Consider the following 19,229-nt stretch of genomic DNA (forward strand, 5'->3'; position numbering starts at 1 on the left):
TTGTATAAATGTCTTCGTTGAGAAGATATTTTGCTATGGTAACATATAGCTTTCAAACGGTTGGTGTATTTCATTAAAAAGTTGTTCTCGGAGTGACTTTCTTGTAGAACTGAAGGTCGCTTGCGTCGTAAGAAATCGTTCGAAATATGTTGCGGGAAAAGAGTGACGATGTTTTTCCAACCAGGTTTGGAAACGTTCAAAGGCATATTGGGTTCTGATAACACCCTTTTCAAAGTAGGTCAGGCATGTATCTGCAGTTTGAATGATATCCGTTTTTTTCTTTGGAAGCTCGGTCAGTACATAAATATCTTCCTGAAGATACTTTGCCATGGCTTCATTTAATTCCTCTGACATATTGCTTAATATCTCAATTTCGGAGAAGAGCTGTATGTAGTTCATTATGTTTGCTACAAAGCTATCTTTATTTGCAGGATTTAAAGCAGTAAAAAAGTCGGACAATTTAACTACGGCGTGGTGGCTGCTTGACCATTCGCTGAAATACAGTATTGCTGCAGCCGTCCAGTTTTTAATTTCGTCAGGACTATTCGTGTAGATCTCAATGATGGTCTGGAGGATGTTGGGCCATTTTAATCTCGGTCTGTTGTCTCCTTCCAGCACAAACGTTTTTGCGAGTTGGTAGATAGCTAACTGATGAGCCGGGGTTTTCGTGTCATTAATGTAATGGTGAAGAACATTATTCCAGAAACGATAATCTGTATAGTCCAGATGATAATAGTTGCTTTCTATATATATTATCGTTAGGCAATGTAAGAGAAAACTTTCACTGATGATGGATAATATTTCCGCTATATTTTCCTTGTCAAGGGGATGGCCGCAAATTGCAATCTGTATGTTTGGGTTAGAGTAACCAGTCAAAGCAATTGCCTGTATTGCTTTGATTTCCGTCTTTACTTTATGGCACAATAAGTCTTGCTCAGCGGGTGTGAGGTTTTCCCATTGAGGGAGTAAGTATCTGAATGCCACACCCCGAAAAAATGGGACCTTACTCGATGTAAGGCTATCGATGATTGTGAGTCTCTCGTTGAAGGATAGCTGTAACATAAATGAGCAAAAAAAGATCATTAGATCCTCAAAGACTTCCTCCCGGCCTTCATACTGATCCGGGAATCTCTTTATCCAGCGCAACCATGACTGTGTTATTTTCAGATTATCGAGTGGTGGAAGCTTTTCAATTGCGGTTTTTAACGTTACAGCAAATCTGGGTGAATGGTAGCGGACATTAATCGGTAGTTGGGGTAAGATGACTGGCATCACCTTGGCCCAGACATCCCACATGTCGGAACACACTTCTTCTTCAATTTCATTCTCCCAGTCGAATGAGTTGTGAGAGTAGCCAATATCGAATTGAGTTATAAAGTCGAGACTTCTAAGAGGTATCCACTTTTTCGAGAATGCCTCAATTATCCATTGACTAACTTTGGTTTTGTTGGCAGGCAGGGAGAAATAAGGATAGGCCCTCCAGGCACCCTTTACTACATGGAACAAGACCTCTGGAGAATCTTCAAAAAAAAGCATTTCCAGTAATGCAATATTACTATCGGAGGCACTTGCAGCCAGCAGATAGGCAGCGGATTCTTTAATGAATGATTCGTTGAACAATAGGGCCTTTTGTAACGATGCAATATCAGCTGTTACACGAGATTTTGTGTGTCGGGCTTTATTCTCCATATAATCCAGGTATTGCCAGGCCTGCTGTGGAGATACTGATACCCCTTTGGCCAGTTTTTGGCGAATCCGGTTTGCATCTGTTTCTGGAATAGTTTTCCAGTCTTTCATGCGCCAGATCAGGGAGCCTTTTCTCACAGGAAAGTATGGTATTCCACCGTGCCATTTCATCGCATGAGTGTTATTGCCGGGATCTTCGATTCTCTTCCGAATAGTTTTCCTGAGTTCGGTATTAAGTTGGTCGTAATAGGACAGTAGTATATAGAACGATTGATCCTGTATACTTGGAAATATGGAGCGAAGGCCCGTTTCTGCTACTTCCAGCAGATGGCGCAGATAACTACTCTGTCGTTGGGAAGCGGCTTGTTGCAGTACCCAACTGATAGCATTGATCGCATGTGTAGCCACATTATAGTTTACGGTCGAAAGGCAGCGGATCAGCATTCGCCTGATTTCCTGATGGCCCGGATCGGGGCAAGGAACCAGGCATTGCCTAGCTGCCTGCAGATAGATAGGATGACGAAACCGGTAATGCTCATCTTCTCTTGTGATATATCCACGGTCTTCGAAATTATCCAGGGTATTCTGCAATGTGGGTGACAGCTTATAAGTCAGTTTAAACGAAGGGAAAGGGGCCGTATCGTTTTTCCACTTTATTTCTGGTGGGATGTTCCCATATTCTGGCAGTAGGCCGGGTTGTTCTTCAGCGGTATCATCTGACACAAAAGCGATCTCTTCGACTGAACAACCCGTGATTGTATCTGCCAGGCAGGAAAGCATGGCAAAGTCCTTTTTTAGCTTAGAAGGGATTTCCAGCATAATCCGTTCCGCATCTATATAGGCATAAGTCCTGACGGCAATTGGGTCTGATAGCCTCACCTCCGCCGCATTCCTGGCCAGATGGTCCAGGTGCCCTGGTTGCAGTAAGGTGCCTGTTGGTTCCTGCTTCAAAAGATTCGTTACCGTTTCAGACAACACAGAATTTATTTTCCCGCTGCCGTCAACCATCTTCATCCAGATCTGTTGCAGGAAACTGCGGTCAGTCACAGTGAGGTCATTCCAGGACAGCATCGGTCCGGAGGCGGTGCGTAACACTCTTTCGTTGCTGGTAACGATCAGGTACCGGCGGGTATGCTGTGGCAGGTTTTTAATGAGCTTTTGAAGCTTTAACAACTGATTGGTAACCGGAGTCTCGGGAAGATGTCCGAAAGGGTCGTCCAACAGATACAGCCTCTCTTCGTTACCGGAACTAAGGAGAAATGACTCGGCAGCATCTATGGAATGAGAGTAGCCGGATGTCATTTCAGATGATAATAGTAAAGACCAGCAGATACTTTTGGCGGTATCTGACTTTCCGCAGAGAGAAGGCCCTGTGAGCAGCAGGTAGCTATCTGACTGTAATAATTGCTTCAGCCGGGTTTCATCTGGCCTGGGGATATACGAAGAAGGGAGGAAGGGTAGATGTATCTGCGGCCTGCGTAAGATGTTTTTGAAGGCAGGAATAAAACTGTCAGCCCCACCTTTTGACCGGTTGATAAGTTTAATAAGCTGATCAGCGATGATGGGCCTGGAAGAGGAGGCAATCTTATGTTGGTTTGCCAGTAACAGGTCTACTCTATGGAGTAGGTCCGGCTCTGTCATCCCCTCAATAATAAAGCATCTGGCCATCAGATTTTTCAGCTGGTCAATGTCCGCAGAGAACAGGGCAGAAAGTTGCTGACAGGTTTGGTTTCGTGCAGGGGCCAGCACTTTGCGCTTGTCCTGAACGGAGCCCAGTTTAGACGCAAGTTGCCTGAGTATGGTTTGTGTTGGTTTGAACTGAATATGTTCGAAAGAGTCTTTGTCAGACAGAATGGATAACTTCCCTACGTCATCCGTGACAGTGGTATTAATGACAAAATATGCCCGCAATTGCGGATCGTTGATCATTCGTGTGATCAGGCAGCTGGTAGTCGACTGTTCCTCAAAATGGCACAGCATTTCAGCCAGGTCATGGAGGTCGAGGCGAGCCTTACGTCTCTTAACCTGCAATTCCACCGGAATCAGAGTGTCGCTGACCTGTAGTTGAAAAAAGGCATCCTCCCGGCCCACTGCTTCTGTCCAGCCGGAGCTGACGTTGTCAATTAACTGAAGTGCGAAGAAGGTGGTGACGATATATTGATAATCGTATCCTTTCTGTCCATCGACGGTTGCAGGCATGCTACTTTCACAAATTAAAACAATGAAATATAAGCTACTAATTTAAGGTTTTTAGCAATTGGGAATATTCGTTTATTTTATTTGAGTTTTAAACCCGGTAAATTGCAACCGATTTAAAAAAACACACAACCGTTCAAGATGAATGCAACCTTTCTCCGTTACCTCGTTTTACCCGAAGAAGAAAAACTACTCAGCACCGCTACCGATGATGAACAACTGCTCGACGCGCTGTTGAAACAACAATACCTGACCGTCACCGACTGGAAAGGGGAGGATACACCCAGGCAGATCGGGAATTTCCTGCAGGCAAGGCTACACGCCCTCAAGCCAGGCTTTCATTTGGATATTGACAGCGTTTATACGTCTATGGAGGCGGAAGCTTCCGGCTTTGAAGCCGGCGACGGTATTCCTTTCCTGTTGACATCATTTCAGACTTTATTGGAAGAAGAAGGTTTTATCATTGTCTTGCTGGACCGTGGCAACGATAGCTATTATATCGGCCTGATACCAGGTAACAATAAAAAGAACCTCAAAAAACAATCCACCCCATTGGGAAAGTGGCGGGCCTTTGGAGAGCTCTCCGGGGAGGTACTGTATACCGTCTACTGTTCTTGTGGCTCGATGAACGTATGGCAGGTGAAGCGGGGAGAACTAATAGACGAGGAAGGTACCTGTGAACGCTGCGGCCAGGAGATTTTTGATAAGAAAGGCAAAACCTCTTTCCCGGTCATCACCGAATACATCTAGTGTATGGATACTGATTGCCACGCTATATGACAATTTTTAGCGATTTTTCCTGATTGCGAAAATCAATTTCCGGATGGCGTAACTATACCGGGATGAGCAGCCCCTACTTTTGCACGCAAAATGTAAAAGATATCATGGAGCCATACTATCTGCGAATCCCGGTGAAACGCTTGACTATACTGTTAGTATTCCTGTTCGCTTTGTGCGGACAGGCCGCAGCAGACGATATATTGTCTGCCATCAAAGGAAAAGTGCTTACCTCAGACGGGTTGCCCGCACCATACGTTACCGTTAGAATACAACATTCCAATCACGGCGCCCTCACAGACGCCAATGGCGAATTTGTTATCAAAAGGGTTAAACCCGGTAAATATACCCTGGTGATATCCCTGATCGGATATGAAAATGTATCGCAGGAAGTAGAGGTGGAAACGGATAAGATATCCCAGGCCACTATTACATTAGGTGCTTCCGGTCAACAGATGAAGGAAGTGACCGTTGTAGGAGAGTATAACAAATATACCGTCCTCACCCCTTCCAATTCTCTCCGCCTCAATGCACCGTTAGTAGAGATACCACAAAGTATTTCTGAAGTCTCCAAAGAAGTGCTGGCAGACCAACAGATATTCAACATGCATGAGGGCGTTACCCGCAACGTGAGCGGCGCCTCCCGGCTGGGCCACTGGGACATGTATTCCAATATCCAGGTCCGTGGCTCCCGCGCCAGCTCGCTGCGCAACGGCATGAACGTTTATATCAGCTCCTGGAGCCCGCTCACGGAAGATATGAGCATGGTGGACAGGATCGAATTCGTGAAAGGCCCCGCCGGCTTTATGATGTCCAACGGAGAGCCCGGCGGCATGTACAACGTAGTGACCAAAAAACCTACCGGCATCGATCAGGGAGAAGTAACGTTGTCCCTTGGCAGTTATGACAACTACCGCACCACGCTGGACCTCGACGGCAAGCTGTCTAAAAACGGCAAACTGCTGTACCGCCTTAATTTCGCCGGTGAACTGAAAAACGGCTGGCGCGATTTCGATTATACCAACCGCTACAGCATCGCTCCGGTAGTGAAATACCTGATAGACGAGAAGAATTCCGTCACACTGGAATACAACCTCCAGTACATGCAGTTGCCTGTTATAGGTGGTAACTACTCCTTCTCTAAACGTGGCTATGGCGATCTGCCGATGAATTTCACCACGATAGAAGGTAATATGGACCCTACCAAAATCAGCGATAACAGCCTGATGGCTTTTTATGAGCACAAGTTCAACCCCGACTGGAAACTGACCGCGCAGTTTGGTTATTTCCATTACAAACAGACCGGTCAAAGTATGTGGCCCTCCGGTTTCTCCACAAAAGGAAATGACAGCCTGTTACAACGGAACATGAATATCTGGGACGCGTTGGGGCTCAATAAAACCGCACAGGTATTTGTGAACGGCACCTTTCGTACCGGTGCGCTGACGCATAACATCCTCGGCGGCGTAGACATGAAATACAGCAACTATTACGCTGACTGGGCGCAGGGCGCTGCTTTTGGCGATTCTACCTTCAATATCTATAAACCTAAACACGGAGGCGTAACGCAGCCCAAATGGGACCGCTCTGCGGATATCCGTACCCGTGGGGTGCAATATAATTATGGCTACAGCGCCTTTTATTTGCAGGACCAGATCGGCTTCTTTGAAGACCGCCTGCGCGTAACACTGGCCGGCCGCTACACTACCAACAACGTGATAAGTCCTTATGACGGCACCAATAAAGACAGCAAATTCACGCCCCGCTTCGGTGTCAGCTACTCCTTCGACAGAAACAGCTCTATATATGGCGTATATGACGTCAGCTTTATCCAGAATCCCGGCCTGGACTGGGAGAGAAAAGCATTTGGTCCCATGACCGGTGACAATATTGAGTTTGGTATCAAACGCGACTGGTTCAAAGGCCGCTTTACCTCCACACTGGCGGTATACCAGATCACTAAAAACAATGTGCTGACTACCGATCTGGACCACCCTGATCCGGTCACCAAAAATTTCATCTACAGTCGTCAGAGTGGCCAGCAGCGTATTAAGGGACTGGAAGTAGACCTCCAGGGAGAAGTGGTGAAAGGCCTGAACATGGTCGTGAATTACGCCTACACCGATGGCGTTGTGTCCAAAGACGCGAAGCCTGAATTACAAGGTAATTATGTGCCCGGCATCGCCAAACATATTCAAAACACATGGCTGACTTACACCATAGGCAACGGTGTCCTGAAAGGGCTTCGTGCTAATGTGGGCTATCAGTACCAGGCTGGCCGTGTAGCTGGGCAGGTATATGACAAAAGTGAAAACTTCCTGCCCGACTATTTCCGGATGGACGCAGGCCTCGGATATACGGTCAACAAATTCAGCGTGAATGTGCTGGTCAATAATGTGCTGAACAAATACCTGTTCACCGGTGCGCCTTCTGCGGATGGTTATGGCAATAAAATCTACTACTGGCAAACAGAACCCGGACGTAACGTACGGATGAACGTTGGCTATCGTTTTTAAACTTAAACCTGGATATAAATATGAAAAAGTTATTATTCTCAGCCTTATTATGCTGCTGCATGGCGACAGCGTTTGGACATGCTCTCTGGATAGAAACAATTGTAAACGGTAAGAAAGGACAGGCACAGGAAGTGAAAGTGTTCCTCGGCGAGTATGCTGAGAACGAACGCGACTCCACCCAGAACTGGTTCAGCAACATGCGGGATTTTAAACTCTATCTCATTGATCCTTCCGGTAAAAAACAGCAACTGGAATGCACGCCGGCCGGCAACCATTTCAAAGCTACTTTTACGCCACAAACAGATGGGGCTTATGTGCTGTACATCGATCATACCGTGCAGGAAGTGTATAGCGGCAGCAAAATCCGCTACTATGCGCAGGGTATCGTGCAGGTGAATCATGCCAAAGGTTTGGATAACCTGAAACAGAATGATTTTGTGTTGCTGACAGGTGGCGCTGCTCCCAAAAAAATAAACGTGCCGGAAAAAGTTTCCCTGCTGCATAAAACGAAAACCACGCTGCCTAAGGCTGAACTGGTGGTGCAGTCTCCTGATGGCTGGACCAAAAAAGTAAAAAGCACCCAGGATGCTTTCTCCTATGTACCGGTTTGGAACGGCAGATATCTGTTGGAAGGCACTTTCACCGAAGATGAAAAAGGAGATCATGAAGGGAAACCTTATGAGCGTGTATGGCATTGCGTTACCTATTGCAAGGATGTAACTAAATAATCCATATGCCCTTAAAAAAGACTATCCTTAAAATACATCGCTGGCTCGGACTTACGTCCGGGCTGGTTGTTTTTATACTGGGCATCACCGGGTGTATCTACGCATTCATTGATGAGCTGAAACCGGTGGTGTACCGGCAGCGGATGTTTGTAGAGGCGCCCGTCGGTGCTCAACGTTTGCCCATGAACGTTATCATGGAAAAAGCCCAGGCGGCGGTAGGGAGCGAGTACAAGCTGCAACTGGCAGAAGTGCCGTTAGGGGCAGACAGGAGCGTGTCGTTCCGGACACTGAAAGTAAATCCGGAAGGGCTGACATACGCTGCCTACATGGAATATTTCTACCGGGTATACGTGGACCCCTACACGGGAAAAGTATTGAAGATAGAAAATACCAAATGGGAATTTTTTAATACGGTGGTCAATCTCCATATTAATCTTTTACTCGGGCCAAAGGTCGGTGGGACTATCGTGAACTGGTCCGTGATTATTTTTGTGGTGATGCTGATCTCCGGGATTGTCCTCTGGTGGCCGGCCAACAAAGCTGCCGCCAAACAGCGCTTCCGTTTCAAATGGAAAGATTCTACCAAATGGAAACGCAAAAATTATGATCTGCACAATATCCTGGGCTTCTATGCCATGATCGTACTGCTGGTCATCTCCGTTACAGGATTGGTGATCTCTTATCAGTGGGTCAGCAACGGTATACAGTGGATTGCCAACGGCGGCAAACCGACGGTATTACCCGCCCCGGTGTTTTCAGACACAACTAACGTGAACGTATACTCGCTGGAGAAAATACTGGCAGATGCCGTGGTGAAGGCCCCGGAGGGGACTACTTTTTTTGTGAGTGTTCCGAAGAATGACAAAGCGGCCGTATCCGTGTTTGCCCGCAAAGACGGCAAACCTTTGTACAAAGCTACGCGCATGCAGTACGACCAGCATGCGGGGACCATGCTTACCCGCCGCACCTTCGCGGATATGGGTAATGGTGAACGGATCAATGCCATGAATTACGACATACATGTGGGCGCCGTGCTGGGCATACCAGGAAAGATATTGGCCTTCCTGGCCTCTCTTATCGCAGCTTCACTGCCGGTCACCGGGTTTTATATCTGGTGGGGAAGAAGGAATAAAAAACAGGTGGTGCCGCATGTGAACAAAAACAGTCATCCTAAAAAAGTCCGGCAGCAAGAACCGGTAACCCTGAAGTAACATTAACCATATATCTTCTGCGTCCAAACAGGTCATTGTAAAGTGTTATCAGCATAATGAACAGTACAGTAACGACCCGTATTATACTGGCGGATGCGCAACCTGTTTACAGAGAAGGGATCAAAAGTTTGTTAGCAGATCATCAAAATAACTACCAGATTGAAGAGGCAGGCAACAGCGAAGAGCTGCGGCCTGCTTTACTCACCTTTCAGCCGGAGATCCTGATACTGGACTATGACCCGGCGTATTTTGATGCCGATGAACTGCTGCATACCTTGTCTGTTATCCCGGAATGCAAGGTGATACTCATTTCCAGCCAGAAAAAGAAAGTGGATATCTTTAAGCTGCTGGACAGTAACATATACTGTGTACTTACCAAGGACTGCAAAAAGAAAGATATCCATCAGGCTGTCTGTTGTGCCTTAAGAGGGGAGAAGTTTTTCTGCACTTTTGCCCTTGATTTATTACTGGCCGACAGAAAAAAGTCCCCTTCCGTTGCCTGTTGCCCGCCGGAAGGCTTGTCCGCCAGGGAAACAGAAGTCATCCGTCAGATAGTAACCGGAAAGTCCAACAAAGAGATCGCCGGTGCCATGCACCTGAGCCAGCATACCATTCACTCACACCGCAGGAATATCATGCGGAAATTGCAGATACACTCTGTCGTTGAGTTGTGCAATTACGCACTGGAAACCGGTATCGTTAAACCAGAAACCTAAATAAGGCCATTTGCCTGCAAAACAGCGGGGCAGCCGTATAATACGGCTGCCCCGCTGTTTTTTGTCCTACTGCAATACCTCCGCATTGTATACCATGATCAGGCTAACCCGCCTACCATCTTTCTACCATTTTTTTACCACCGCCAGGCGATTGTTGTTGGGAAGTAACACTTGTACTTTTAATGCTCTGCTATCAATTAAATGAAAATTCTATGGACAAAAAGATCTATGACTTTGCGGCTGTTGGCGTTGGCCCTTTTAACCTCGGACTGGCTTGCCTCACCCATTCTATTCCGGACCTGAATGGCATTTTCCTCGACAAAAGACCTGAGTTCAACTGGCATCCCGGGATGCTGATGCAAGACACCACCTTACAGGTGCCTTTCCTGGCAGATCATGTTACCCTGGCTGATCCTACCAACCCTTTCAGTTTTCTGAATTACCTCAAGGAACAGGGACGCATATACGCTTTTTACATCCGGGAGCAATTCAAAATGCTCCGCAATGAATACAACCAGTATTGCCAATGGGCTATCCGCCAACTGCCGGAGGTCCACTTTAATACAGCGGTGAAAAACATTGAGTACGACGAAGCGGCACAGCTCTACCTGTTGCACGGCGTTACCGCCGCAGGTGAACAGCTGTTGCTCCGCGCGCGGAAACTGGTGCTGGGCACCGGTACGGTGCCTTATGTGCCCGCCAACTGCCGGGAGTTGATGAGCAAAGCGATACATTCCGCCCATTACCTGCAACACAAGCACGAGCTGCAATCGCAGCGCTCTATCACCATTGTTGGCAGCGGGCAGAGTGCCGCAGAGATTTACTATGATCTACTGCAAGACATCGATACTTATGGTTACTCCCTGCACTGGATCACCCGTTCCCCCAGGTTTTACCCGCTGGAGTACAGCAAGCTTACATTGGAAATGACCTCTCCGGAGTATGTTGATTATTTCTATAACCTGCCACAGGCCAAACGAGATGATCTGCTGCATCACCAGAAGCACCTGTACAAAGGCATCAACAACGATCTGATTGCTTCGATCTTTGATACCATCTATGCCAAGAAGCTGGTGTCCGATATTGACATTTCCCTGCGCACCAATGCTGACCTGCGGGAAATCACGCATGATGAAACAAACGGATTCCGGCTCACCTTCTTCCAGGAAGAGCAGGAGAAATACTATTCCCATCAGACTTCCGGGCTGGTGCTGGCAACGGGCTACACGCACCGCATTCCCGATTTTATGGAGCCGGTGCTGCACAAAGTGCAGCTGGATGAGAAAGGCCGCTTTGCGGTGAACCGCAACTACACCATCGATGCCGCCGGTTCCATCTTCGTACAGAACGCAGAGCTGCATACCCACGGTTTTGTAACGCCCGATCTGGGCATGGGCTGCTACCGCAATGCCTGGATCATCCGGGAGATGCTGGGCCGTGAGGTGTATCCGATTGAACAGCGGATTGCCTTCCAGCAGTTTACTGTGGATGCCGACGAGGAAACCGTACCTGTACAACCTCACCTGATATAATATGCCGCTGCGATTTTACCTGATACTCATGACACTGGTGGCGGTGGTCAGTGATTATATGATGCATCCGTTTTATCCGTTGTTCTTTGCTTCCCGGTTTGGTATTGAAGACCCACGGATCACCGGTACCTATTTCAGCGCCGTGTGCGCTACCGTGATGGTAGCGTTTCCGATATGGGCCATGGTGTCGCGGCGTATCCCGGAGCTGCGCATACTGGTGTACACACAAGTGATAGCGGGGATACTGGCGGCTTCCTGCGCGTTTATTACCCACTATGCATTGTTCTGGGTAGTATCGCTGGCCATCATCATTTTTAAGGGCAGTTATTTACTGGTGTATCCGTTCATTCTCCGTATAACGGCCACGGACAAACATGTAGGCGTTATCAGCATCCTGTCGGTGATTATTCATCTGGGCAGCGTGCTGGGGGCGGTGTTTGGCGGGATGGTCATCGACTGGATGCAGCCGCAGTACATCTACCTGGGCATGGCTGCCGGCGACTTTTTCCAGGCGGGGCTGAGTGGCTGGTTGTTGCTCTCCCGGAAAGACATTCCCGGTCCGGTGGTAACGGAGCAGCCTACACGTAGCTGGTCGGAGCTGTTGCCTTCAGGCACCGTGTTGCGGCTGAGTGTGATCACGCTGTTCTTTTACTATGCCGATTTTATCATCCGGCCGTTTTTTGTCCGGTATTGGGAGACCGTATCGGCGGTGCATCTGCGGATCGTTTCCGGGGCGGTGTACGCCATTCCCGCAGCGGTAGCGGTTTTGGCGCTGTGGATGAACCGGCGGCGTAAAGTGCCGGATTCGCCCTGGCATGCTATACTGCCGGCGTTGTTGCTGGCGCTGGCCGGACTGCTGCTACAGTCATGGCCTTCAACGGGCGCTATCATCGCCGGGCGTTGCCTCTATGGCTGGGCATTTTTTCAGTCGGCCGTCCGGTTTGATGCGTTGCTGTTTCATGTCAGCGATCCTGCGTCCTATGCTGTTGAATACAGCAAGATCCATTTCTTTCAAAACCTGGGCGTGCTGACGGCCTCATTTTCCGCCGGGGTACTGGTGGAGCATTACCCGCTGAATGTGCCGTTTGTGGTGGCTTTCGCCGGTTACCTGCTGGTGGCCGCGATGTACTACCAGCTGGCGCGCCCGCATGTTCACCCGGTTAATCAGTCCTGATCATGAAAACAGTCAATGTAATACCAGCATATACCAATCCTCATCATCCACTGGGAATAGTGGATCTATGGCCGATGGACCTGAAGCAGGACACACCGGAAATCTATCGTTGGGTGACACAGCCCTACGCCCACTATTGGGGGATGACTTACAAAACATACGAAGAAGTGCTGGCAGAATATACCGCTATCCATCATAACCCGCACGCGGAGGCGCTGATCGGGAAGATAAACGGGAAAACGGCCTTTCTCTGCGAATGTTACGATCCGGCGCATGATCTTATCGGCAGCTTTTATACGCCTGAAGAAGGAGACATAGGCATGCATATACTGATCGGCCCGGCGGAAAAGCCTGTCCATGGCTTCACCTGGCAGGTGTTCTCCATCGTGATGGACTACCTGTTTGAAAACCCATCACACAACAGGGTAGTGGTAGAACCCGATGCCCGCAACGAAAAAATCCATCGCCTCAATAAAAAGGCTGGTTTCACCTACGTGAAGGAGGTGCAACTGCCCCACAAAACCGCTGCCCTGGCTTTTTGTACCAGGCAGCAATACTTTCATGCAAAGAAAAATAACTGAATATGTATACGAACGACACTATCATGAATTCCCCTGAAACAGTAGTTAGCCATCTGCAACCAGCCCTCTGGGCAAAGGCCAACAGGCTCCATGTGGCAAAGATCATCAGCGAGTTTGCCCATGAACTCCTGCTGCAGCCCGAATGGATCAGTGATGACCAGGAATGGTCACAGTACCGGCTACACGCTCCTGATGCGGAACAGACTACCTATTTTTTCCGGGCGCGGTTGCTCAGCCTCAACCACTGGTCCATCGATGCAGATACCATCCGGAAAGTAGGTGGCAGCCAGGAACTGCCACTGGACAGTATTTTATTCATACAGGAATTCCAAAGCCAGCTGAATATCAGCAGGGAGAATATTCCGGCCTACCTGGAAGAAATTACCAGCACGCTTAACGGCAGCGCCTATATGATGAGCCGGCCACAGTTGCCTATGGATAAACTGGTACGGTCAGACTATCAGACTTTGGAGCATGCCATGACTTCCGGTCATCCCTGTTTCGTGGCCAACAACGGCCGCATCGGTTTTGATGCCAACGACTACCGGCAATATGCGCCGGAGGCAGATCAACCGATCCGCCTGATATGGCTTGCCGGGCATAAGAGCCGTACCGCCTACAGCGCAGTGGATGAATTGCCTTATCAGCAACTTATCGCCGCTGAACTGGGTGCGGACGTACTGTCTCTCTTTAATAAAAAACTGGCAGACAGCGGGCTCTCACCGGATGACTATTTCTTTATACCCGTGCATCCCTGGCAGTGGTTCAATAAGCTCGCCATTATCTGTGCGCCGGACCTGGCCAATCAGCAGTTGGTATGCCTGGGCTATAGCCCCGATCAGTTTAACGCGCAGCAGTCTATCCGCACGTTCTACAATATCAGTCACCCGGAGAAGCACTATACGAAAACAGCCCTCTCTATCCTGAACATGGGTTTTGTACGCGGACTGACGCCGTATTACATGGACAGCACACCACCTATTACGGAATGGATCCGGAAGTATGTAGGAGAAGATCCCTACCTGAAACAGAATGGATTTACACTCTTGTGCGAAGTAGCCACCGTAGGATACAGGAACTTCTACTACGAGCCTTTCGGTAAACACGTGCCTTACAACAAAATGCTGGCAGGCCTTTGGCGGGAAAGTCCGGCTAAGGTGCTGCAACCCGGTCAACAGCTGATGACCATGGCCGCCCTGCTGCATACCGATTTCCAGGGCAACGCTTTGCTGCCGGCGCTGATCGCCGCTTCCGGCCTTTCCATCCACGACTGGCTGGAACGTTACCTGCGGGCCTACCTGACGCCGCTGTTGCATTGTTTCTATGAACACGACCTCGTGTTTATGCCACATGGCGAAAACCTGATCCTGGTGCTGGAAAACCAGGTACCGGTAAAAGCGATCATGAAGGATATCACCGAAGAGATCGGCGTTTTCCGCATGAATACAGACATTGCAGAGAAAGGAAGGCGTATATGCGTTACCGTGCCGGAAGAACTGCGGATACTGAGCATACTCACCGACGTGTTTGACTGTTTCTTCCGTTTCCTGTCCAATATCCTGGTGACAAAATGTGATTACCGCGAAGAAGATTTCTGGCAGCAGGTGGCTGCCTGCGTATATGCGTACCAGGATGACCAGCCGCAGCATGCCGCTAAGTTTGAACAGTACGATATGTTTGCGCCTGAGTTTATTCTCTCCTGCCTGAACCGGCTGCAGCTGCGGAACAACCGGCAGATGGTGGACCTCGCCGATCCGGCCGGCAGCCTGCAGCTGGCAGGGATGTTACAGAACCCGATAGCGCCGTTCAAACGCACCACAACAGTTCCCGCAGCACTGGCCAATACCGTTGGCCAATGATCATGTGGGAAGAGAAACGGGATGTCCGGCAGCAGGTGCTGACGGACATCATCCGCCAGAGAAGGAGCATCTTTGCTGATGACTACCTGGACGTGCCGATACCGGAAGATATTATCCGGGAGATACTGACCAATGCTACGTGGGCGCCGACTTACAAAATGACACAGCCCTGGCGCTTCATCGTCCTACAGGACAGTCAGCGTGCGCCTTTCGGGGAGTACCTGGCGGAATACTACCGGCAACGGCTATCCGCTGATGAATGGCCACACAACAGGCATGAGCGGGCAAGACTGTACCCGCTGAAAGCCCCCTGTATCATTGTCATCGTACTGCGTCGTCATCTGAAGATCGACATAAAAGAATGGGAAGAAATGGCAGCTGTGTGTTGTGCTGTACAGAATATGGCACTGACCTGTGAGGCGTACGACATAGGCGCCTACTGGGACAGCTGCGATGCCTGTGTTGCATACGCCCGCGAACACTGGCTGGAAGACCATGAGCAGTGCCTCGGATTTTTTTATATGGGTTATTACGACCGGCAAAAGCACCACAGCGCTAAAAGGCGCACCGGCATTGACAAAAAAACGACCTGGCTCTATTGATTTTTTGACCCGCTTAATGACTATTCTATGGAAACTGTTCTTCCGCTGCTGCTCGGAAAAATGCAGAGCGTATTTGGATATATCGTGCTGGGGCTCGTCGTACTGGAATGGGTGATACTGGTGATCTCCAAAAAGATGGAAAGCAACCGCGAAGGATGGGTGAACGTGATCTCCTACGTGCTGGACAGCTTCCCGTATTTTTTCCTCGGTAAGTTCGTCGTTTTCGGCACCATGATGTGGATGTACGAATACCGTTTCTTTACGCTCGGTTACGCCTGGTACGTATGGATACTCGCTTACCTGGTGTACGATTTCATGTTCTGGCTCGTGCATTATCTCGGACATAAAGTCCGTTTCTTCTGGTGTATCCACGGGGTGCATCATACCGCCGAAGAGATGAAGCTGACGGTGGCCGTTCGCGGTTCCTTCCTGGGAATACTGCATATACCCCTTACCGTTATAGCCCTGCCCATACTGGGATTTGATCCTTTTATGATCTTCATCTGCGAGGCCATCGCACGGCTGTACGGCCTTTACGAACATGTGAATGACCACTTCGATGAGATTGTCGGAAAACAGCGCTGGCTGGAGTTTTTCTTCATTACTCCCTCCGTGCACCGGGTGCATCACGCGAAAAACCATATCTATCTCGACAGAAATTACGGAGAAACCTTTTCTATATGGGACAGGATCTTCGGCACTTTTCAGACAGAGATGGACCAGGTAAAGCCGGTATACGGCATCCTGAACGACAAGATCAATGGTAAAAACCTGTTGCAGGTGCAGCTTCAGTTGTGGCGCGACCTGTGGGCCGATGTAAAACACGCGCCCGGACTGAAAAATAAACTGAAATACATCATCATGCCTCCGGGCTGGAACCATATCGATGGCGGTAAAATGGCCGCCGAATACCGCGCAGAAGGCTGGAAAGTTCTGCGGGAAGAGAAGAAGAAAAAATTAGTAGCCCAATTAAACCCTTCAACATGAGAAACATCACCCTAACAACACCCGATATCATAAAGGACGTATGGCAGGAAACCTCCGTGCCGCCGCCATCCGCACCACTCGTTGTAGATATCACCGCGCGGGAATCTACCGCGATGTACTATATCGGCCGGCAACTGATCAGGGAATACGGCAGTTATGAAAACCCCGCATTCATCGCCACGTTGCACCTGAATGCCTATCAGCTGCTGCCGGAGCGCATTGCCAGGATACTCAGCCAATTCGGTACCGATTATTCCGCCGGTCAGTATGGCGCTATTGTTTTCAGAGGATTAATACAGGTAGACCAGGACGACCTGGGTAAAACGCCTTCCAGCTGGAAAGACGCCGATTATGAGAAGCTGAAAGCATATGGCTTTATCAGTAGTCTCATGCATGGCGCTGTGCCCAGCAAGCCCGTTCAGTATTACGCTCAGCGCAAAGGTGGTGGACTGATGCACGCTATCATCCCGGATGAGAAAATGAGCCATACGCAGACAGGCAGCGGTTCCCGCACTGATCTGTTTGTACATACGGAAGATGCCTTCCTCTTTCATCAGGCCGATTTTCTGAGTTTCCTGTTTATTCGTAATGAAGAAAGAGTGCCTTCCACATTATACTCTATTCGTTCACATGGCGCCACCGACGAGGTGATGCGGCCCTTGTTCCGCTCCCTGTACAAATGCCCGAAAGACGCTAATTACACAAAGGATACCGCAGCAGGAGAGGAGGTGAGCACCGCCGTATTGTATGGTAACGAAACCTATCCTTTCATCCGCTTTGATGCCGCCGAGCAAATCCATAATCCGGATGCCGGCCAGAGCGCCGAGGCCATGCATTACCTCGAGGAGTTCTGGAAAGCAGCGAAGACACATATCTACAATGATTTTGTCCCTGAAGCCGGTGACCTCATCTTCGTGAACAACCACCTCTGTGCACATGGCAGAAACGCTTTTGTGGCCGGTTACCGGGAAGAGAAAGGCGTATTGGTGCCCTGCGAGCGAAGGATGATGTTGCGCATGATGAGCAAGACCAGCTTGATTAACATCCGTGCCGTCACCAAAACAGACGACCCTTATTTTATCATGGAAGAGCATTATGGCAACATCTTCCGCTAAATCATCTCCCGAAAAAAAATATGATATGCATACAGACCAGATTACCGTTATGGCTCCCATTCAGCAACACAGCAAGAGCAACAAATTGCTGAAAGACATCTTCTATGAAGAAACATCCGCGGAATATCACCAGGCACTGGAAAAAGCGCGAACGGCCGTGGAAGATTTTCTGCATCATACCCGGCAGCCATTTACCGGCATCCGGCCGGCTGCCATGCGCGAAGCGGTGTATAGCGTGGATTTGAGCAATCCGCTCACCGGCTATGACGAGTTGCTGGCAGAAGTGAATGAGTTGTATATCCGTCATGCTACCGCCTTTCACCTGCCGCAGTATATCGCGCATTTGAACTGCCCGGTGGTGATACCGGCGCTGGCGGCGGACGTGATCATCAGTGCCATCAATTCCTCGCAGGATACGTATGACCAAAGCGCGGGCGGTACTTTCATGGAGAGAAGGCTGATCGACTGGACGGCTCACGAGATCGGTTATACGAACGCTGATGGCGTATTTACCGGTGGCGGCTCACAATCCAACCTCATGGGGCTGTTGCTAGCAAGGGATCATTTTGCCATGCAGCTGTTGGGGCATAATATTAAACTCGAAGGGCTGCCGGCACAGGCCAGCCGGTTCAGGATATTTGTATCGGATAAAGCCCATTTCAGCAACGATAAAAACGCATCGCTGCTGGGGCTGGGCGAGCAGGCCATCGTACGGGTAAAAACGGATAGCCGTTTCCGTATGGATGCCCCGGCCCTGAAGGAGGCGCTGGACTGGCAGCTCAGTCTCGGTAATATTCCGATAGCGGTAGTAGCCACCGCCGGTACGACTGACTTCGGCAATATAGATCCGTTGCAGTCTATTGCAGCCATTGCGGCGGAGTACCAGGTATGGATGCACGTAGATGCCGCTTACGGTTGTGGTTTGCTGTTGTCCGGTAAATACCGCCACTTGCTGAACGGGATAGAGCACGCCGATTCCGTGACGATTGATTACCACAAGTCTTTCTTTCAACCTATCAGCAGCAGTGCTTTCCTGGTGAAAGACAAAGCCACGTTGCAGCTGGTCAGGCATCATGCGGACTACCTGAATCCGGCGGAACAGGATTATGAAGAGCTGCCGGCACAGATCAATAAATCGATCACGCAGAGCACGCGTCGTTTTGATGCCTTGAAACTCTGGTGTACGCTGCGACTGATGGGCAAACAGAAACTGGGCATCTATACAGACATGATCATTGACACCGCTGCAGGCACCGCTGCCTTGTTGCAGCAGGACCCGGAGTTTGACCTGCTGAGCAGTTCCGACCTGGGCGTACTGGTGTTCCGTTTCCGGCCGGTGGGGCTGAATACAGACCTGTCGGCGCTGAATCTGCACATCAAACAATCGTTGTTCTTTGATGGAACTTATATTCTGGCCAGCACGAAAGTGGAGGGGAATTTTTATCTGAAGTTTACGATCCTGAACCCGGTGACTACGCTGGCGCATATACGGGAAATTCTGGCTGCCATTAAAGCGAAGGGATATAGTTTGCTTTGAGTGTTAAAATGC

Annotated in this window: 14 protein-coding genes; 13 read left to right on the top strand and 1 reads right to left on the bottom strand. The window is 49.4% G+C overall.

The features are described 5' to 3' along the window. Nucleotides 1-33 precede the first annotated feature (33 nt). Nucleotides 34-3,885 carry an nSTAND3 domain-containing NTPase gene (locus HHL17_RS15865; protein WP_169225661.1) on the bottom strand — a complete coding sequence of 1,284 codons (3,852 nt, stop codon included), beginning with the start codon at nucleotides 3,883-3,885 and terminating at the stop codon, nucleotides 34-36. A 138-nt stretch (nucleotides 3,886-4,023) separates the two neighbouring features. Here HHL17_RS15865 and HHL17_RS15870 point away from each other — a divergent pair, with 138 nt between their 5' ends. The 13 genes from HHL17_RS15870 (at nucleotide 4,024) to HHL17_RS15930 (ending at nucleotide 19,217) form a co-directional block, all read left to right on the top strand. Beyond that, nucleotides 4,024-4,632, top strand: a complete 609-nt coding sequence (locus HHL17_RS15870; protein WP_169225662.1) for a DUF6630 family protein — start codon at nucleotides 4,024-4,026, stop codon at nucleotides 4,630-4,632. Nucleotides 4,633-4,802: 170 nt separating this feature from the next. Next, nucleotides 4,803-7,175: a TonB-dependent receptor gene (locus tag HHL17_RS15875; protein WP_169225663.1), complete on the top strand. Its 2,373-nt coding sequence runs from the start codon at nucleotides 4,803-4,805 to the stop codon at nucleotides 7,173-7,175. Nucleotides 7,176-7,195: 20 nt separating this feature from the next. Beyond that, on the top strand, nucleotides 7,196-7,903 hold the full coding sequence (locus tag HHL17_RS15880) for a hypothetical protein (RefSeq protein ID WP_169225664.1): 708 nt from the start codon (nucleotides 7,196-7,198) through the stop codon (nucleotides 7,901-7,903). Between the two features lie 5 nt (nucleotides 7,904-7,908). Beyond that, nucleotides 7,909-9,114 carry a PepSY-associated TM helix domain-containing protein gene (locus HHL17_RS15885; protein ID WP_169225665.1) on the top strand — a complete coding sequence of 402 codons (1,206 nt, stop codon included), beginning with the start codon at nucleotides 7,909-7,911 and terminating at the stop codon, nucleotides 9,112-9,114. Nucleotides 9,115-9,170: 56 nt separating this feature from the next. Further along, nucleotides 9,171-9,830 (top strand): response regulator transcription factor, encoded by a 660-nt coding sequence (locus tag HHL17_RS15890; RefSeq protein WP_169225666.1) that lies wholly within the window; start codon nucleotides 9,171-9,173, stop codon nucleotides 9,828-9,830. Nucleotides 9,831-10,042: 212 nt separating this feature from the next. Then, the gene (locus tag HHL17_RS15895; protein WP_169225667.1) at nucleotides 10,043-11,362 is read left to right on the top strand and encodes a lysine N(6)-hydroxylase/L-ornithine N(5)-oxygenase family protein; all 1,320 of its coding nucleotides are present in this window, start codon (nucleotides 10,043-10,045) and stop codon (nucleotides 11,360-11,362) included. A gap of 1 nt (nucleotide 11,363) precedes the next feature. Beyond that, on the top strand, nucleotides 11,364-12,536 hold the full coding sequence (locus HHL17_RS15900; protein WP_206155998.1) for an MFS transporter: 1,173 nt from the start codon (nucleotides 11,364-11,366) through the stop codon (nucleotides 12,534-12,536). Between the two features lie 2 nt (nucleotides 12,537-12,538). Next, the gene (locus HHL17_RS15905; RefSeq protein WP_169225668.1) at nucleotides 12,539-13,117 is read left to right on the top strand and encodes a GNAT family N-acetyltransferase; all 579 of its coding nucleotides are present in this window, start codon (nucleotides 12,539-12,541) and stop codon (nucleotides 13,115-13,117) included. Nucleotides 13,118-13,119: 2 nt separating this feature from the next. Continuing rightward, on the top strand, nucleotides 13,120-14,976 hold the full coding sequence (locus HHL17_RS15910) for an IucA/IucC family protein (RefSeq protein WP_240975386.1): 1,857 nt from the start codon (nucleotides 13,120-13,122) through the stop codon (nucleotides 14,974-14,976). Then, nucleotides 14,973-15,578, top strand: coding sequence for a nitroreductase family protein (locus tag HHL17_RS15915; RefSeq protein ID WP_169225669.1), 606 nt, complete (start codon nucleotides 14,973-14,975; stop codon nucleotides 15,576-15,578). Before HHL17_RS15910 ends, HHL17_RS15915 begins: the two co-directional genes overlap by 4 nt. Nucleotides 15,579-15,605: 27 nt before the next feature. Further along, on the top strand, nucleotides 15,606-16,565 hold the full coding sequence (locus tag HHL17_RS15920; protein ID WP_206155999.1) for a sterol desaturase family protein: 960 nt from the start codon (nucleotides 15,606-15,608) through the stop codon (nucleotides 16,563-16,565). Further along, entirely contained in the window at nucleotides 16,562-17,680 is a 1,119-nt protein-coding gene (locus HHL17_RS15925) for a Fe(II)-2OG oxygenase family protein (protein ID WP_169225670.1), read from the top strand. Before HHL17_RS15920 ends, HHL17_RS15925 begins: the two co-directional genes overlap by 4 nt. A gap of 25 nt (nucleotides 17,681-17,705) precedes the next feature. After that, nucleotides 17,706-19,217 (top strand): pyridoxal phosphate-dependent decarboxylase family protein, encoded by a 1,512-nt coding sequence (locus HHL17_RS15930; protein WP_169225671.1) that lies wholly within the window; start codon nucleotides 17,706-17,708, stop codon nucleotides 19,215-19,217. Nucleotides 19,218-19,229: the final 12 nt, after the last annotated feature.

This window comes from Chitinophaga fulva (assembly GCF_012927205.1).
Classification (GTDB): Bacteria; Bacteroidota; Bacteroidia; order Chitinophagales; family Chitinophagaceae; genus Chitinophaga; species Chitinophaga fulva.